The sequence below is a fragment of the Actinacidiphila yeochonensis CN732 genome, assembly GCF_000745345.1.
Classification (GTDB): Bacteria; Actinomycetota; Actinomycetes; order Streptomycetales; family Streptomycetaceae; genus Actinacidiphila; species Actinacidiphila yeochonensis.
On the sequence record NZ_JQNR01000004.1, the window covers coordinates 422460 to 440210 of the forward strand.

11 protein-coding genes are annotated in these 17751 nt (G+C 75.0%); 7 read left to right on the forward strand and 4 right to left on the reverse strand.

Going from position 1 to position 17751, the window contains the following annotated elements:
- Nucleotides 1–142 precede the first annotated feature (142 nt).
- Entirely contained in the window at nucleotides 143–874 is a 732-nt protein-coding gene (locus BS72_RS08585) for a LysE family translocator (protein WP_037908427.1), read from the reverse strand.
- A gap of 343 nt (nucleotides 875–1217) precedes the next feature.
- On the opposite strand from BS72_RS08585, the gene BS72_RS08590 reads away from it, so the two are divergent.
- Nucleotides 1218–3638 (forward strand): XRE family transcriptional regulator, encoded by a 2421-nt coding sequence (locus BS72_RS08590; RefSeq protein WP_078901161.1) that lies wholly within the window; start codon nucleotides 1218–1220, stop codon nucleotides 3636–3638.
- 94 nt (nucleotides 3639–3732) lie between these two features.
- On the opposite strand, the gene BS72_RS08595 is transcribed toward BS72_RS08590, so the two are convergent.
- Nucleotides 3733–4704, reverse strand: a complete 972-nt coding sequence (locus BS72_RS08595) for an alpha/beta hydrolase (protein ID WP_037908429.1) — start codon at nucleotides 4702–4704, stop codon at nucleotides 3733–3735.
- A 491-nt stretch (nucleotides 4705–5195) separates the two neighbouring features.
- Between BS72_RS08595 and BS72_RS08600 the strand changes: the two genes are divergently transcribed.
- Together BS72_RS08600 and BS72_RS08605 are read left to right on the forward strand one after the other, a co-directional pair.
- The gene (locus tag BS72_RS08600) at nucleotides 5196–5888 is read left to right on the forward strand and encodes a hypothetical protein (RefSeq protein ID WP_157856182.1); all 693 of its coding nucleotides are present in this window, start codon (nucleotides 5196–5198) and stop codon (nucleotides 5886–5888) included.
- Nucleotides 5889–6386: 498 nt separating this feature from the next.
- Entirely contained in the window at nucleotides 6387–7487 is a 1101-nt protein-coding gene (locus BS72_RS08605; RefSeq protein ID WP_063836003.1) for an AraC-like ligand-binding domain-containing protein, read from the forward strand.
- Between the two features lie 169 nt (nucleotides 7488–7656).
- Here BS72_RS08605 and BS72_RS08610 read toward each other — a convergent pair whose 3' ends face one another.
- Nucleotides 7657–8589 carry a helix-turn-helix transcriptional regulator gene (locus BS72_RS08610; protein WP_107498744.1) on the reverse strand — a complete coding sequence of 311 codons (933 nt, stop codon included), beginning with the start codon at nucleotides 8587–8589 and terminating at the stop codon, nucleotides 7657–7659.
- Nucleotides 8590–8814: 225 nt separating this feature from the next.
- On the opposite strand from BS72_RS08610, the gene BS72_RS08615 reads away from it, so the two are divergent.
- Both BS72_RS08615 and BS72_RS08620 read left to right on the forward strand, forming a co-directional pair.
- Nucleotides 8815–10512 carry an AMP-binding protein gene (locus tag BS72_RS08615; protein ID WP_037908433.1) on the forward strand — a complete coding sequence of 566 codons (1698 nt, stop codon included), beginning with the start codon at nucleotides 8815–8817 and terminating at the stop codon, nucleotides 10510–10512.
- A gap of 89 nt (nucleotides 10513–10601) precedes the next feature.
- Entirely contained in the window at nucleotides 10602–12260 is a 1659-nt protein-coding gene (locus BS72_RS08620; RefSeq protein WP_037909609.1) for an AMP-binding protein, read from the forward strand.
- A gap of 24 nt (nucleotides 12261–12284) precedes the next feature.
- On the opposite strand, the gene BS72_RS08625 is transcribed toward BS72_RS08620, so the two are convergent.
- Entirely contained in the window at nucleotides 12285–13199 is a 915-nt protein-coding gene (locus tag BS72_RS08625) for a hypothetical protein (protein ID WP_322942163.1), read from the reverse strand.
- A gap of 658 nt (nucleotides 13200–13857) precedes the next feature.
- On the opposite strand from BS72_RS08625, the gene BS72_RS37945 reads away from it, so the two are divergent.
- Nucleotides 13858–15192, forward strand: coding sequence for an AfsR/SARP family transcriptional regulator (locus BS72_RS37945; RefSeq protein WP_232792285.1), 1335 nt, complete (start codon nucleotides 13858–13860; stop codon nucleotides 15190–15192).
- Between the two features lie 15 nt (nucleotides 15193–15207).
- A complete protein-coding gene (locus BS72_RS37950; RefSeq protein ID WP_051950836.1) occupies nucleotides 15208–17715 on the forward strand; it encodes a TOMM precursor leader peptide-binding protein in 2508 nt (835 codons plus the stop codon).
- The last annotated feature ends 36 nt before the right edge of the window (nucleotides 17716–17751 follow it).

Below are 17751 nucleotides of genomic sequence, written 5' to 3' on the forward strand. Positions count from 1 at the left end.
TGCGCCTGCTCACAGCCCTTCGACGCCTCCCCGCCCCCTGACGCCTCCCCTGGTCCCCTCTGCTGCCCTCTGCCGTCATCGGTGCTGGTGCTGCTGGTGCTGCTGGTGCTCGTGGATCGCTTGCCCGGCCCCGGCGCGGTGCTCAGGAGTCGGCACGGCCGGTGACGGCGACGGCCAGGCCGAGGCCGATCATGGCCAGGCCGCCCGTGCCGCCCACCGCGGCCAGCCGGCGCGGTGAACGGGCGAACCAGCTGCGGGCCGCGGCGGCGGTCACCGCCCAGAGGCTGTCGCAGACCAGGGCGATGAGGGTGAAGACCAGGCCCAGCAGCAGCATCTGCTCGTGCACCCGCCCGGCTTCAGGGTCCACGAACTGCGGCAGCACGGCTGCGAAGAACACGCAGGTCTTGGGGTTGGTGACGCCGACCACGAAGCCCTGCCGCAGAGTGCGGACGTCCCCGCGCAACGCCCCGCGCCGCCGCCCGGCACCCGCTGCGGCGAGGGCGGCGCCGGCGGGCACCGTGACGGCGGTGGGCGCGGCGCCCGCGGGCCCGTCGTCGGACCGCTCACCCGTCTGGGTGGCGGCCAGCTTCCACCGCCCGCGCCACGCGCGCACCCCGAGGAGGACGAGGTAGGCCGCGCCCGCCAGCTTCACGGCGGTGAAGACGGCGGCGGAGCGGTTCACCACCTCGCCCAGCCCCACCGACACACCCGCGGCCAGGACGTACGCCCCGACCGCGTTCCCCAGGACGCTGCCCAGCGCGGTCCGCCGTCCGTGGGCCAGGGCCCGCCCGAGCACGAACAGCACGCTCGGGCCGGGGATGAGTACGAGCACCAGCGACATGGCCGCGAACCCGAGCACCCGATCCCACCCCATCGCCGCCCCCTCCGCCCGACCGCCGACTTCCAGGTCGCGCCACCCTACGCGCCCACCCGGACGGCGGCTACGGCTTTTCGCCATCCGGTCCGCACGCTGCAAGGGCCAGTCGGTCCGCACGCTGCACGGGTCCGCCGGTCCGCCGGTCCGCCGTTCTGCCCGTTCTGCCCGTCCGCCCGGGGGCTGCCCGGCCTCGACGGCCGGAATCCCGTCCGGCCTCCCGGCGGGCACCTCCGTCGTCCGGCGTCACCCCGTTCACCTGGGCGTTTCCCCGTGGATAGGCTGATGCCAGGTCGCGGGGTACCAACGGTGGTGGTCGTGGTGTGAGGTGTGGAGCGAGGGAATGGCAGGAGACAGCGGCGATCGTCGCGCGGGCGGGAGCAGGCCGGAGCGCGGCCGGCCGGACGGTGCGGTGAACCAGGCGGGAGCAGCCGCGGGCGGGTCGGGGTTCGGCCGCCTCCTGCGGGAGCTGCGGCACAGCCGCGGCCTCACGATGGAGGAGCTGGCGGAGGCGTCGGGCGTCTCCGGGCGGGCGATCGGCGACATGGAGCGCGGACGGAGCCTGCGCCCCCAACGCGGCACGGTCACCGCGCTGGCGCAGGCACTGCGCCTGGACCCGGCGGCGCACGACGAGCTGGTGGCCGCCGCCCGGGCGGCCCGTCCGGCCGTCCGGCACCCGCTGCCCGTCCCGGTCTCCCCGTGCGCGGTGCCCAGAGGAGTCCGGGACTTCGTCGGCCGGTACGCGGAACTGGCCGCCCTGCGCGCGCTGGCGCAGCGGGCCGCCGACAGCGCGCGGCACCCCTCGCGGGAAGCGGGTCCGGCCGTGCCGCCGCCGGCGGCGGTGGTCTTCGGCGCGCCCGGCAGCGGCAAGACGACCCTGGCGGTCCAACTCGCCACGGAGTTCCGGTCCTGCTTCCCGGGCGGCGCGCACTTCCTGGACATGCGGGGGCTGGAGGAGCGGCCGCTTCCCGTCGAGGAGGCGGTACGGCGCCTGCTGGCCGCCTGGGGCGTGCCCGACTCCCGGCTGGCGCGGCTGGACGGCGAGGAGCGCCTGGCGCACTACCACGGGGTCGCGGCGGGACTGCGTGCCGTCGTGGTCCTCGACAACGCCGCCAGCGAGGCGCAGATCAGGCCGCTGCTGCCGCGCGAGGGGGACCTGCTGGTGGTGGTCACCAGCCGCCGCACCCTGGCCGGGCTGGAGGCCGTGCAGCGGGTGGAACTGGGCGCGCTGACCGAGCAGGAGTCCACGTCCCTGCTGCGCGCCGTCGTCAGCGACGGGCGGGTGGACGCCGAACCCGAGGCGGCGCGCGAGGTGACGGAGCTGTGCGGACGCCTGCCGCTCGCGCTCCGGGTGGCCGCCAACTGGGCCGCCACCCGCACCAACTGGAGCCTGCGGCACCTCGCCTCCCGGCTCGCCGACGAGGACCGCAGGCTGGACGCGCTGAGCGCCGGCGACCTGCGCGTCAACTCCGCCTTCTCGCTGTCCTACTCGCGCCTCGCCCCCGCCGCCGCCCGGATGTTCCGGCTGCTGTCGCTGGTGCCCGGAGGCGACTTCGGCATGCCGCTGGCGGCCGTCCTCGCCGACGTGTCCCCGCTCGACGCCGAGGACCTGCTGGAGGAACTCCTCGAAGCGGGCCTGCTGATGACCTCGCGCGAGGACCGCTACCGCTTCCACGACCTGCTGCGCCTGTACGCGCGCTCCCGCCACCAGGACGAGGACGGCGAGGAGTCGCCGGCCGCCTCGTCCCGGCTGCGGTCCTGGCTGCTCGCGACGGCCGTCACCGCCGGCCGCTGGTACGAGCCGGGGTACGGCGCGCCGGCTCCGGACCCGGGCCGGCTGGTGCCGCTGGACGAACGCGAGCAGGCGGCGGGCTGGCTCAGGGCCGAGAGCGACAACTGGCTGGCGGCGTTCCGGCAGGCCGCAGAACTCGGGGAGCACACCGCCGTCACGGACGTCGCGGAGGCCATGCACTGGTTCTCCGAGAACTGGATCTCCTGGGGCAGTTGGAGCGAGGTCTACGAACGTGCCGCCCGGGCCGCCGCCGCGCTCGGGGATCCCCTGTTGGAAGCAACCCACCGCAACTACCTCGCGTGGGCGTACTGGGCCTGCGACCGCCGCCACGACGCGGCGCTCGACGCGGCCGCCGCCGCGCTCCGCCTCGCCTCGGCCGCCGGGGACGTCAACCAGCAGGCGTGGGCCCACACCTACCTCGGCTGGCTGGAGGAGGCCGTCGACGACGTGTCGGCCGCCGCCGACAGCAACCGCCGCGCCATGGAGCTGTTCGCCCGGGCCGACGACGTCGTCGGGTACCTCCAGGCCGCCAACGGCGCCGTCCTGGCGCTGGGGAAGAGCGGGCGCGTGGCCGAAGTGGCCGCCATCCACCGGGAGGTCACGGACGCCCTGGCCGATCCGGTCAACCGCGACCGTATCCCGCCCGACGTGCGGGACCTCACCGCGCTGACCGGCGCGTACCACGCGTCCTTCGCCTGCCTCAACCAGGGGCAGTGGGCGGACGCGGTCGAACTCCTGCGTCCTGTCCAGGGGCGGTGGGAGGCCCGCGGCAACTACCGCGTGGAGGGCAAGGCCCGCCTCTACCTCGCCCACGCGCTCGCCGGCCTCGGCGAGGCCGAGGAGGCCGCGGCGGCGTACCGGGCGGTGCTCGCCGTCGACGGGCCCGTCCCGCCGGCCCTGCGGGACGAGGCGGTCGAGGGCCTTGAGGCGCTCGCCGCCAGCCGGCCGGCACCGCGCACCCGGTTCGAGTGACCGGCGGCCCCGCGGGTCGGCGGCGAGCGGACACCGGCGGGCCGGAAGGGGTTCGCGGTGCCGCGGCCGCCGGCCGCGGCACCGCGAACGCGGGTCAGACCTGGTGCAGCGCGTCGCGCAGGGTGGCGGCGGCCAGCGTGATCGCGGCCTGGGCGCCCTGGGTCGGGCGCATCGCGTTCACCATGACGAAGTCGTGGATGACACCGTCGACGCGCAGCGCCGCCACCGGGACACCGGCCTGGCGGAGCTTGGCGGCGTACGCCTCGCCCTCGTCGCGGAGCACGTCCGCCTCGGCGGTGATCACCAGCGCCGGGGGGAGGTCCGCGAGCTGCTCCGTGGTGGCGCGCAGCGGCGAGGCCGTGATCTGCGCCCGCTCCTCCTCGCTGGTCGTGTACTGGTCCCAGAACCAGTACATCGCGTCGCGGCGCAGGAAGTAGCCGGTGGCGAACTGGTGGTAGGAGGCGGTGTCGAAGGCCGCGTCCGTGACCGGGTAGAACAGCACCTGCTGGAGCAGGCGGACGTCGCCGCGCTCCTTGGCCATCAGGGTGAGCGCCGCGGACATGTTGCCGCCCACGGAGTCGCCCGCCACGGCCAGCCGGCTCCCGTCGAGCTCCTTCTCCGCGCCGTGGGCGACGACCCACTGGGCCACCGCGTAGTTCTGCTCGATGGCGACGGGGTAGCGGGCCTCGGGCGAGAGCGAGTACTCCGGGAAGACCACCGCGGCCGTCGCGCCGACGGCCAGCTCGCGCACCAGCCGGTCGTGGGTGTGCGCGTTGCCGAACACCCAGCCGGCGCCGTGGATGTAGAGGATGACGGGCAGCACACCGGTGTGGCCGGCCGGCCGGACGACGCGTGCCCGGACGCTGCCGGTCGGGCCGCCCTCGACGGTGATCCACTCCTCGTCGACCTCCGGCTTCCGGATCGCGCCGGACTGCACGTCGTCGACGGCCTTGCGGCCCTCGCTGACGCTGAGTTCGAAGAGGTAGGGCGGGTTCGCGGTGGCGTCCGCGAAGGCCCGCGCCTCGGGCTCCAGGAAGGGCTGCGCCGCCGACGGGGTCTCGCTCATGGTCTTCTCCAGGGGGTGGGTTCTCGGTTCGACTCCGCCAGACTAGGAAACCGCGGGCAGGCGAGTCGCCGTGCGGCGCACAGCCTGTTGACCGCTGGAGAACTGTGCCCGCGCCGGGTGCGTGACCGGCGCCGCGGGGCTTCGGCGTAGTACGGGCCCGTCCGTGTCGGTCATGTGAGGCCGGGGAGGACGAGGGACCGGGTTCGGTCCCGGGCCGCGCGTCGCCAGGCCGGAGGCGGTGGTGCGGACGCCGGCCGGGCGGAGAGCTCCGATCGCGAGGTTCCTGACGGTGGCCGTCGCTCGGGATACGTTTCCGGTCCGCAGCCGGCGGGTGTGTCTCCCGAGCCCGATCCACCGGATTCGGGCACTGCCCGGCGGCGGTCCCGCAGGACCGGAGGTCGAGGTCGGCTGAGGACGGCGGCGGGCGAGCCGACGTGCCGGACAGGGCAGGTGACGCGCGGGCCCGTGTGTGCTGTACGGTCTGCTGCGGCATGGCGCTGGGATGCGGCACAGAGGACCGGGGGGTGGGCATGCCGTCGTGGTGGCGTCGGCGGAGCATCCCGCAGCGCGTCGGGATCGCGGTGGCTGGTGTGCTGGTGTGCGTGATCGCCGGAGCGGTCTCCGGCCCCAGGGACAGCAGCGGCGGAAGGAAGGCCGCAGCGTCCCCCTCGCCGACTGCCAGCATGCGGACAGCCACCCCCGCGGGGGAGGCCGCAGCGGATACCCCCGCGTCGCTGTCCGCACCGGACGCCACATCCCTGGCGCCGGCCGCGGCACGACACCAGGCCGCCCAGATCTGCCGCTCGGCCGACGCCTACTACCAGGCTGAGTTCGACGACGGCGTCGCCTTGATCCTCAACCCGCCTGCCCCCGGCAGCCATCCGGCGTTCTCCGCCTGGTACGAAAAGGCGGAGAACGGCGACCAGCAGCCGTGGAAGAACGCGTCCGCCAAGGTGGACGGCTATTTCGCTGCCGCCGACGAGCCGTCCTCGGTCAGGGACTGGTACGACGACAACGGCCTGCTTTCCGCCGATCTGTCAATGCTGGCCTATTTCGGGCGTGACGCGGGCAACAGCCCCCTTGACGCTGCCGCACGGCAGGAAGTCCGGGATACCGTGGCCGAGTTCCGCGAGCACTTCACGGACGCCCAGAAGGACGCTGACCGCGTCGAGGCCGGCAAGTAGCCGGACACGTGGGCGCGGCCGACGCGGCACCTCCGGCTCGCCGTTGTCACCGACCTGTTCCACGAACCCGCCGCGGTTTCGACCGCGGAGCTTCTTCGACGTGGCCGCCGAGCGGGTGACGCCCGGCGGTCTCCGACCAGTCGGCGGCCGCAAGCGCGACGAGCGAGGCGCCGCGCTGTCGACCGAGCTGTCCGACGTCTCAACCACGTGGCTCGGAGGCCTCGTCGGCCGTCCGCTCTGCCGCACGCGACCCGCCTCACGCACTGGTCGCGTGGGTCACCATGGTCGCGGAGCGTCGAGGACTCCGTGATCACGGACGTCCGTGCCCGCTCCGTGTCAGACCCTGCCCGACACGACGAGGTGCCGCCATCCGGGCCTCAGCCGACTCCGCCGAAGCCCTGACCGGCGCCGGGCGCTCCCAGGAGCGGTGGGCCGGCGGACGTACTTCTTCCTGCACTTCTTCCTGGACGGGGCTCCCGCCAGGAGGTGGGATCGGACATGAGCGGCTCGCCGAGCCGCCGACCGACCCTGGAGGTGACGGTGGGCACTGCCCGTCCCGACGAACATCCGGAACCCGACGAGCGTCCGGCGCTCCACGGGCGTACGGAACCCGACCGACTTCCCGCACCCGACGACTTCGGGGACCGCTGGCGCGAGACGGTCTCGCGCGCCTTCGTCCCCATGAACGTCCGGCTGCTCCAGCCGCGCTCCGGGGCGGGGAGGATCACCAGCACCGGGCTCGGCCCCATGCGGGTCTGCGCCGTAGAGGCCGGCCCGCAGGTGGTCTCCCGCGACGGCCGGCAGGTGGCGCGGGCCTCGGGGCCGTCCTACCTCATCCTGACCCTCCAGGAGCAGGGGACCGCGACCAAGCAGCAGGACGGCCGGGAGACGGTCGTCCGGCCCGGCGAGTTCTCCCTCACCGACGCGTCCAGAAGCTTTCGGAAGAGGCTGGACGGCGACTTCCGCTTCACGTCGTTCTGCATCCCCCGCGAGCTGCTGCCGGTCCGGGACGACCACCTGCGGACCCTCACCGCGACCGCCTTCCGCGGCACCGGCGGCAGCGCCGCCCTGGTCAGCAGCTTCTTCACCCGGCTCGCCCAGGAGGCACCGTCGCTCGACGCGGCCGCCGGGCGGCGCCTCTCCACCATCGCGCTGGACCTGCTGACCGTTCTCGTCGACGAGGTGCACGACCGCACCCGCGCGGACTCGACGCCACCGGAGCCGGTCGCCCTGGAGCTGGTGAAACGGTACGCCCTGAGCAACCTCCACCGCCCCGACCTGTCCGCGGCCCAGATCGCCGACGCGCACCACATGTCCGCCCGCTACGTGCACAAGCTCTTCGAGTACGAAGGGGTGAGCGTCGGAACGTGGATCCGCGCCGAGCGGCTGGAACGCTGCCGCCGGGACCTGCTCCGCCCGGCGGCGCGGGCCGCGGGCGTGGCGGCCGTCGGCCGCCGGTGGGGGTTCACCAACCCCAGCCACTTCAGCCGCGCCTTCCGCAGCACTTTCGGCATGTCCCCGAGAGCCTGGCTGGGCGCCGCCGACCCGCACACCCCCACGCCTCCCTCCCGCACCGCCACGACGGCGAACGCGGCGTGACGACGCATCCGCCGACAGCGTACGGAGGTCAGGCCGGCTCCCCGACCGCAGGACCCGGGCACCCTGCCCCGGGGCGTCGGCGGGCCCGTGGCATCGGCAGGCCCGCGCCGACGGTGCGCGCACCGGCGCGGCGCGGCGCGGGATCTCGGCCCGCCGGGCGGCGACGGCCCTACGGCAGGAGGCCGGCGCGGCGGGCGGCGACCAGTGCTTCGAGCCGGGTGTGGGCCCCCAACTTCCGCATCGCCGAGCGCAGGTAGCTCTTGACCGTCTCCGGCCGCAGCCGCAGCCGTTCCGCCGCCACGGCGTTCGTCGCGCCCGAGGAGATCGCGCTGAGCACGTCCAACTCGCGCGGCGTGAGCGGCGGGGGGCCGCCGGGCGGATGGTGCCGCGCCCCCCGTCCGCGGGGAAACCGGCGAACCCGGGCCCGGCGGGCGACCCCGCCCCGGCGACACGACCCGCCGAACCGCCCGCCGCCGCGAGCCGCGCGCACGCCGTCAGCAGCTCCTGCCGCAGCCGCGGGTCCGAGACCTGGCCCGCCAGCGACCTCAGCTCGGCGTGCGCCTCCCGGACCACCTCCCACGCCCGCGGGTCCGCCGTCGCCGGGGGCTGCGTGTACGACAGCATCCGCTGCGCCTCGTCCCGCACCAGCAGCGCCTGCTCCAGCTCGCGCGCCGCGTCCATCGCCACTGTCAGCGGCCGGTCGCCGAGGACGTACGGCTGGCGCAGCGCCCCGTACAGCACCCCGCGCACCCGCCGCCGCCACCACCGGCACCGCCAGGACCGAGCGCAGCCCCTCAGCGGCCACCGCCGCGTCGTACTCGTGGCTGATCACCCGGGAGGAGCGGTAGTCCGTCACCGCGTACGGGCGGCCCATCGCCAGCGTCTTGCCGCCGAGGCCGTTGCCGGTGGCGATGGTCAGGCCGCGCAGCGACTCCGTCGCCGTGCCCGCCAGCTCGTTGATCCGGAACTGCCGGGCACCGTAGCCGACCGGCGGGCTGCTGCCCGCGGGCAGCAGCCCGCCGAAGGCCACCGGCAGCAGCCCCGACCTGCGCATCCGCAGCAGCGCGGCCCGCACCTCGACCGCCTCGCCCCGTCCGTCCATCACCCGCACCACGTCCCCTCGGGGTCCCACCGGGGCCCGGCCACCGCGCGGAACCCCCGCTCCGGGTGCGCGCGGCGCGCCCCCGAGGCAACGCCGGCGTCCCGTGAGCGGAAACCGCGCCGGGGCAGTGGACCCGGTCCCGGGCCCTCACCCCCTTCCGGGGGTGGTGAGACCCACGTCACTCACGCACGATGCTACTCAGGGCTCGGCCGATGAGGAGGAGACATGGCGGTTTCCGAGGGGACGGAGGCGTTCCGGGCCGCCCGGGACTTCCTGCTGCGGCACCGCGAGGACTACCGGGCCGCCTACGACGGCTTCGACTGGCCGCGCCCCGAGTACTTCAACTGGGCGCTCGACTGGTTCGACGTGCTCGCCGCCGATCCGGCGCGCTCCGGCCGGCGCGCCCTGTGGATCGTCGAGGAGGACGGCTCCGAGACGGCCGTCACCTTCGCGGAGCTGTCCGAACGCACCGACCGGATCGCCAACTGGCTGCGCGCGCAGGGCGTACGGGCCGGCGACCGGGTGCTGGTGATGCTCGGGAACCAGGTCGAGCAGTGGGAGAGCGCGCTGGCGCTGATGAAGCTGCGGGCCGTCCTCATCCCGGCGACGCCGCTGCTCGGGACGGCCGACCTGCGCGACCGGATCGACCGGGGCCAGGCCCGGCACGCGATCGTGCGGGCCGCGGACACCGCCAAGTTCGACGAGGTGCCCGGCGACTACACGCGCATCGCCGTCGGGCCCGGCGCCGCGGGTGGCGCCGGGCCCGGCTGGCTCGCGTACGAGGACGCCCGCACCGCCGACGCCGGCTTCACCCCCGACGGCCCCACCCGCGGCAGCGACCCGCTGATGCTGTACTTCACCTCGGGCACCACCGCCCGGCCGAAGCTGGTGGAGCACACCCATCTGTCGTACCCGGCCGGCCACCTGGCCACGATGTACTGGATCGGGCTGCGTCCCGGCGACACCCACCTCAACATCAGTTCACCCGGATGGGCCAAGCACGCCTGGTCGAGTCTGTTCGCGCCGTGGAACGCCGAAGCCACCGTCTTCGTGTACAACTACACCCGCTTCGACGCCCCCCGGCTGATGGCCGCGATGGACCGCGCCGGGGTGACCAGCTTCTGCGCGCCGCCCACCGTGTGGCGGATGCTCATCCAGGCCGACCTGCGCGCGCTGCGCACCCCGCCGCGCGACGCGGTGGCCGCCGGCGAGCCGCTGAACCCCGAGGTGATCGAGCACGTCAGGCGGGAGTGGGGGCTGGTGGTCCGGGACGGCTTCGGACAGACCGAGACGGCCGTCCAGGTCGCCAACCCGCCCGGGCAGCAGGTGCGGGTCGGCTCGATGGGCCGTCCGCTCCCCGGCTACCGGGTCGCCCTGGTGGACCCGGCCACCGGGGAACCGGGCGACGAGGGCGAGATCTGCCTGGAGCTGTCGCCGCGCCCGGTCGGCCTGATGACCGGCTACGCGGGCGACGCCGAACGCACCGCCGAGGCGATGGCCGGCGGCTACTACCACACCGGCGACATCGGCCGCCGGGACGCCGACGGCTACGTCACCTATGTGGGGCGGGGCGACGACGTTTTCAAGTCCTCCGACTACAAGATCTCGCCCTTCGAGCTGGAGAGCGCGCTGCTGGAGCACGCGGCCGTGGCCGAGGCGGCCGTGGTGCCCGCGCCGGACGAGGTGCGGCTGAGCGTGCCGAAGGCGTACGTGGTGCTCGCCGAGGGGTGGAAGCCCGACGCGGACACCGCCAGGGCGCTCTTCGAGCACTCGCGGGCGGTCCTCGCCCCCTACAAGCGGGTGCGGCGGCTGGAGTTCGCGGAGCTGCCCAAGACGGTGTCCGGCAAGATCCGCCGGGTCGAGCTGCGGGAGGCGACCATGCACGACGGCAGCAGGGAGTTCCACGAGGAGGACTTCCGGTGAGCGCGCCGGACGGCTCCGGCGCCACCGGCTCCGCCGGCTCCACGGGTGGGGGCCGGCCGGAGCGGTCGTCGGTCGAGGCCGTGCCGACCGTGCCCCAGCAGCGGACCGCGCCCGCGGCCGAGCGCGCCGGCGGACTCCCGACGGCCGAACCCTCGTACGCCCACGGCGCCGACACCACCGCGCTGCTCGGCGACACCATAGGCCGCAACCTCGGCCGGGCCGTCGCCGCCTTCCCGGAGCGCGAGGCCCTGGTCGACGTGCCCAGCGGGAGGCGCTGGACCTACGCCGAACTGGGCAGGGCGGTGGACGAGGTGGCCCTGGGGCTGGCGGCGCACGGCGTGGCGAAGGGCGACCGGGTCGGCATCTGGGCGGTCAACTGCCCCGAGTGGGTGCTGGTGCAGTACGCGACGGCCCGGCTCGGCGCGATCATGGTGAACATCAACCCCGCCTACCGCACCAGCGAACTCGCCTTCGTCCTCAACCAGTCGGGGATCAGGCTGCTGGTCGCCTCGGACTCCCACAAGGGCAGCGACTACCGCGCGATGGCCGAACACGTCCGCGCCGACTGCCCGGCGCTGCTGGAGGTCGTGCACTTCGGCGACCCGGCGTGGGACGTGCTGGTGGCCGACGGCGCGGCGCTGCCGGACGGCTACCTGGACGCGCGGGAGGCCGGGCTCAGCTGCGACGAACCGGTCAACATCCAGTACACCTCCGGCACCACCGGCTTCCCCAAGGGCGCCACCCTCTCGCACCACAACATCCTCAACAACGGCTACTTCGTGGGCAGTACGGTCGGCTACACCGAACAGGACCGGGTCTGCCTGCCCGTGCCGTTCTACCACTGCTTCGGCATGGTGATGGGGAACCTCGGCGCCACCTCGCACGGCGCCTGCATCGTCATCCCCGCGCCGTCCTTCGACCCGGCGGCGACCCTGCGGGCGGTCCAGCAGGAGCGCTGCACCTCGCTGTACGGGGTGCCGACGATGTTCATCGCCGAGCTGGGGCTGGCCGACTTCGCCTCGTACGACCTGAGTTCGCTGCGCACCGGCATCATGGCGGGCTCGCCGTGCCCGGTCGAGGTGATGAAGCGGGTGATCGAGCAGATGCACATGGCCGAGGTGTCCATCTGCTACGGCATGACGGAGACCTCCCCGGTCTCCGCCCAGACCCGCGCGGACGACGACCTCGAACACCGCACCGGCACCGTCGGCCGGGCGCTGCCGCACATCGAGCTGAAGGTGGTGGACCCTGTGACGGGCACCACCGTGCCGCGCGGCACCCCCGGTGAACTGTGCACCCGTGGCTACTCGGTGATGCTCGGCTACTGGGACGAACCCGAGCGCACCGCCGAGGTGGTCGACGCCGCCCGCTGGATGCACACCGGCGACCTCGCGGTGATGCGCGACGACGGGTACCTGGCGGTGGTCGGCCGGATCAAGGACATGATCCTGCGCGGCGGCGAGAACATCTACCCGCGCGAGGTCGAGGAGTTCCTCTACGCCCACCCCAAGATCGCCGACGTGCAGGTGGTGGGGGTGCCCGACGAGCGGTACGGCGAGGAGGTACTGGCCTGCGTGGTGCCGCGCGACCCCGCCGACCCGCCGTCCCTGGCGGAGGTCAGGGAGTTCTGCGCCGGCCGGATGGCGCACTACAAGGTGCCGCGCCACCTGCGCGTGATGGACGCCTTCCCAATGACGGTCAGCGGCAAGGTCCGCAAGGTGGAACTGCGGGAGGGCTTCGGTGCCTGACCGCCGGACCCCTGTGCCGGTGCGTCAGGTGCGCGAGCCCGGGTCGTCCGGGCCGTCCGGGTCGTCCGGGCCGGGGTGGCCGTCCAGCGGGTGGTCGTGGGCGGGGCCTCGCCTGTCGACCGTGTCGAGGTGGTCGGAGTGCTCGCGGTGGTGGGACGGGGCGCCGAGGTCGGGTGGCCCGTCGCGCAGCAGCGCCGCGGCCGGGGCGTTGACCGGCTGCGGGGTTCCCGTCAGGTCGAGCTCGAAGAGCGGCACGCCCAACTCGTCGGCCCGGGCCAGCGCGTCGTAGTCGTAGCCGGCCAGTGAGAAGAACGCGCCGGCCGCGTCCTCGTGGCCGCAGTTGAGCCACAGGCACTCCACCGACCGCACCGGAGTGGGGGTGGTGGTCGGATCGACCTGGGCCACGAGGCGGTCGCCGCGCAGGTCGATGCCGGTGGCCGTGCGGTCGCCGGCCAGCCGTACCCCGGTGAAGCCGACCCAGCGCAGGTACTGGGCGGCCGCGGCCAGCGCGTCCTTGCCGGTGCGGATCGTCACCGGCCGGAACGGCGACCGGCGTCCGGTCCGGCTCTCGTCCGGGGCGGCCGCCCCCGTCGGGTCCGGAGCCGGCGCGTCCTCCGAGGCCGGCCGAACTCCCGTCCCGGTGGGGGCGGATTCCGCCACCGTGGCCTCCGGCCGGCTGCCCGGACCGACCGGCAGCCGCAGCAGCGCGCCGCAAGAGCAGCCGAACTCCGGCCGGGGCCACTGGCCTTGGCGTCCGCAGGCGGGACAGTGCAGTTCGAGCCACGAGTCCTCCCAGGAGGGGTGCTCGATCCGCTCCGGCCGGACACCGGGCAGGACGGGCACGGCCACGGGGGTGCCGCAGGCACAAGGGAAGCTCGGACACGTCCAGTTGTGGTCGCGCCCGCAGGTGGGACAGCGCACCGGAACCCGCTCAGTCATCGCTCACCACTTCCGTTCCCACCGCCGGCGCCTGTCCGGTGCCGCGCCGGCTGGCGCGACCGCACATCCATAGTCGCAGGATGGCGGTGGCGCGGTGCCGGATGCGGGAGATCGGCCCCGGCCGCGCCGAGCCGGATGGCCGGGCGGCGGCCTGGACGCGACGTCCACGGAGCTTCCCGGATAAGGTTCGGGAACACCCGCCGAAACGCGGTCGAGGCGCTCCGACCGGCCCGGGGACGAGACCGGCGCGGTAAAGCGGACCCGTCCTCCGGAGTGAATGCCGGGGGGAGTGGATTTCACATCGCCGTAAATGCAGTGAAACATGACGGTTTGCCATCCGGTGACTTGCCGGCGATCCGTCCGGCCTGTCCTGGATTGTGCCTCCAGTGCGCTTCTCCTTTTCTCTGGACACCTCATGGGAGCTGCCGTATCGTCTTTCCCGCACGCCGGTTGGCGGCCGCATCCGGCCGCCTTTTTCGCCCGGTGCACACCTACCGAGCCGACGGCGCAGCGGGGAATTACGGGGACGGTGAAGCGTGCGCCATGCACCAGTGTGGGCGGAATCCGCGCGAAGGCGATCGGCACGCCGGCGATGACGTCGCCACGCGCGGCGGACGGGACGCCCGGCGGGAGAACGACCCGTTTCACGGTGCTGGGGATGCTCGGTGTCACGGACGGCCGGGAGACCGCCGTCCTCCAGCCGTCCCGGCCCGCGGCGCTCCTCGCGGCGCTGCTGCTGCACGCCAATTCAGCGGTCTCCACGGAATTGCTCCAGCGAGTGATCTGGGGCGACGAGACACCGGTCCAGGCGAAGCCGGCATTGCATAGTTGCGTTTTACGGCTGCGCCGACTGTTCATCAAATACGGGGTGGCTGGAAACCTTATCGAGGCAGTGCCGGGAGGTTATCGGCTGACTGCCGACGCGGCGAGCCTCGACCTCGTGGAGTTCCGCGGGCTGCTGGCCGCCGGATATTCCGAGACGGATGCCGAAAGAGAACTCGCCACACTGCGCCGGGCCCTCGCGCTATGGCACCCTCCGCTGCTGTCCAACGTTCCTTCGGACCTGCTGCACCGGGACGAGGTGCCGCGCCTCCAGGAGGAATGGCTGCGGGCCATCGAAAGGATCTTCGACCTTGAACTCGCCCTGGGCCGCCACCGCCAGGCACTCGCCGAGATCTGGCCCACGGCGCGCGCACACCCCCTCCACGAGCGATTCACCGAACAGTTGATGGAGGCCCTGCACCGGGCCGGGCGGCGGGCGGAGGCGCTGGCCGAGTACCGCAGGGCCCAGCGGCACCTCGCCGACCACCTCGGCGTCGACCCCGGAGCCTCCCTCCAACGCCTCGAACTCGCCATTCTGCGGGGGGAGTCGGAGCCCTCGGAGCCCGCCGGACGGGTCCGGGCCGCCGGACCGGGGACCGGCGCCCAGGCGCCCGCCGTTCCGGACCGGGCCGACACCCCGGGGCCAGCGCGGCCGCCCCGGACCGCCGCGACCGCCGCCGCCGTGGCGCCCACCGCGGCGGCGGCCGGTCCGCTGCCTGCCGGGTCCTCGCCGGCCCTTCCGTTCGCCGCCTCCGGCGGTTCCCCGGCCCCCTCGGACCCCTCGGACCCCTCGGCCTTCCACGGTGCCGCCGCCGGAGGCGGCCGCCTGAACTCCGCCGCGGCTCCTGGCGACCCGCTCGGTGCGATCCCCGACGCCGTCACGGACGCCGGTGCCGTCGCGGACGCCGGTGCCGTCGCGGATCTCGGCGCCGGTCACGCGGCGGAGCCGCTCGTCAGCGGCGCGCACGTGCTGGACCGGCTGGTCGGCGCGGGGCTGCTCACCGAAGGCCCGCGCGGCCACTACCGGATGCACGAACTCCTGCGCGCGTTCACCCGCGCCGCCGCGGCCGAGGGCGTCGGCGCCAGGACCGCCCGCGCCGCGCGCGCGGCCGGCCGCACCACCCACCAGCCCCGGCCCGGCGCCGCGGACCTGCACCCGACGGAGGCGTGACCGACCGTGACAGACGTGACCGACACCGCGGCGGGCACCGCCGCCCCGGCACCGTACCCCGGCGCCGTACCGTCCTCCGGCGCGGCGAGCACGGGGGGCGGGGCCGCCACGGCGACCGTGCCCCGGCCCGCGACGCCGTACGACGAGATCGCCGGGACCCGGCCGCGCATCCGCCGCGACGTGCTCTTCACCCGCACGCCCGACGGAGTGCACTTCCACAACGCGCGCGGCGGGTTCAGCGTGGTCATGCCGTCGGCCTACCGGTTCGCCTCCCTGATCGTGCCGCACCTGACCGGGGAGGTGACGGTGGCGGCTCTCTGCCAGGGCCTCGGAGAGAAGCAGCGCGACATGGTCGCCCGGCTCGTGCGCGCGCTCTACGCGCGTGGCTTCGCCCGGGACGCCGTGCCACCCGCCGAGGACGCCCCCGTCCCCGAGCCCGCGGTGGCCCGCCGCTTCGCACCCCAGATCGCCTACGCCGACCACTACGCCGACGACGCGGCCGCCCGTTTCCTGCGCTTCCGCGCCACCCGCGTCGCGGTGCTCGGCGACGACCGGACCGCCCGCTGGGCGGCGCTGTCGCTGCTCCGCAACGGCTGCGCCTCCGTCGCCGTGGCCGCCGCGATGGACGCCCCCGGCAACGGATTCGCCGAACTCGGCGTCGAGGCAGAGCAGTTGCGGGCGGATGGCTGCCCGGTCACAGTCGAGACGCTGCCTGCCCGGCAAACCCCCTACACCTGGGCGGAGCTGGCCGACCGCGACCTGGTCGTCGTCACCGGTGCGGACGGCCCGTCGCAGACCGCCGCCCTCGCCGCGGCCGTGCCCCCCGGCAGGAAGGTGCTGCCCGTGTGGATGTTCGGCCGCTCCGCCGTGGCCGGACCGCTGCTGGCCCACGGCACCGCCGGCTGCTGGACCTGCGCGGCCCTGCGGCTGGGCGCCAACGGGGACCCCGCCCACGCCGCCGACCTGTGGAGTACGCTCGCCCCGGCCGGGCCCCGCGCCACCCCGGCCGCCCTCTCCGGACCGGTCGCCGCGATGCTCGGCAACCTCCTGGCGTACGAGGTCTTCCGGATCGCCACCGGCGCGCTCCCCGCCGAGACCGCCGGGCAGCTCATCGTCCAGGACACCGACTCCCTCGACACCGTGGCCGAGCCGCTCCTCCCGCATCCCCGCTGCCCCTCCTGCTCCGGGCTCGCCGCTCCGACGCCGCCCGAGGACACGGCTGTTGAGGCCGAGGGCGGGCCGGACGACATCGGCTCCACCGGTACCACCGGTACCACCGGCTCCACCGGTGCCACGGATCTCCAGGACACCTCGGGTGCTTCGGGTGCCTTGGGTGCCTTGGACGCCGCCGACGCCGAACCGCCCGCCACCGTCCTGGCCTCGCTGCCCGAGGACCGGCCCGGACCGGCCGGCGGTCCCGCCGCCGCGGCCGGCGACGCGGACGCCGCCGAGCAGGCCCTGGCCGAACTCACCACCCGTGCCGTCCTGGTGCGGCCCATGGCCGGCGTCTTCAGCGGCTACGCCGACGAACGCTGGGCGCAGACCCCGCTGAAGGCCGGGTCCGTCACTCTCGGCCTGGGCCACGGGGTGCGTCGCACGGTCAGCGCCTTCGACGTCCACCACGTGGCCGGGGCCCGGCTGCGCGCGCTGCGCCGGGCCGCCGAGGTCTACACCGACCACGTGGTACCCGTGGCCGGGGCGCTGACCGGCCCGGATCTGGCCGCCGCCCGCGCGGACCGGCCGGCCGTCGACCCCGCCGACCTGGGCACCGCCAGCGGCCTCGGCGCCGACGCCGACACCGTCGCCGTCTGGGCCCCGGCGGTCTCGCTGCTGGGCGGCGGCACCGTCCTCGTCCCCGCCGCCGCGCTGCGGCCGTTCGGGCCGGACAACGCCGAGCGAGTGGTGGAGCCGACCGCCGCCGGCATCGGAGCCGGCCGCAGTCCCCGGGAGGCCGCCGCGCGCGGTCTGCTCACCGCGCTCGGGTACGAGGCGCTGCGCGCCGCGCTGCACGGAGCCGCAGCCGTGCGGCCGATCGCCTCGGAGGCCGTGGGTTCCGCCGGCGACCCCGAACTCACCTTCCTGGTACGGTCCGCGACCACGCTCGGCGCCGAGGTCGAGCTGCTCGACCTCGGCACGCCGGAGGAGCGGGCGGTGCCGGCCGTGCTGGCCCGGGCCGGTGGGCGGTGGGCGCTCGGCACGGCCCTGTCCTGGCGGGACGCGGCGCTCGAAGCCCTGCGCGACCTGCTCGGGGCCGTGCAACTCGCCGCCGAGCCGGACGCCCCCGCCCCGCTCGACATCGGTGACCCGCTGCTGCGCGACCTCGACCCGGCGGCGCTGGCCACCTCCGGGACGGCGGCCGCCCCCGACCTGGCCGAGGCGACGGCCTGGCCCACCGTCGCCGAACGGCTGCGCGCCGCCGGGCGGGACGTGCTTGCCGCGCCGGCCCTCGCGCCCGACCTCGCCGCAGGACGGCTCTACACCACCCGGATCGTGCTCACCTCCGGGCCCGCCGATGGCCGCTGACGTCCGCGCCCGGCCGGTGCCGCCCTCCACCCCGGC